General features: G+C 49.0%; 1 pseudogene. It reads right to left on the reverse strand.

Annotation, left to right across the window (positions count from 1 at the left end):
- A pseudogene (locus MD536_RS21420) lies at positions 1–286 on the reverse strand (ArnT family glycosyltransferase); the annotation flags it as partial.

Here is a 286-nt window from a genome sequence, read left to right on the forward strand (position 1 = left end):
GTTCAGGATCAGGAATACATTGAGCAGGTAGTTCAGGACGTGCTTGCCTCCCATGAAACCGTCGGCCCGCTGGACCAGGTGGTACCTGAATGAAACGAAATCATGCTGGTATTGCCAGTAAAGATGGGGGGAATAGAGTCCGATGCCGACCAAAGCGGCAAGGTAAAAATAACGGTTCCATAAAAGCCGGTAATTGGGGATGAGGCTGACAAGGATCAGAAAGGCACCATGGTACTTCGAATACATCAGCAAGGCAGCTACAATTCCAACTTTCAAGGCGTTTATC

Origin of the sequence: Flavihumibacter cheonanensis, assembly GCF_022352215.1 — a bacterium.
Taxonomy (GTDB): Bacteria; Bacteroidota; Bacteroidia; order Chitinophagales; family Chitinophagaceae; genus Flavihumibacter; species Flavihumibacter cheonanensis.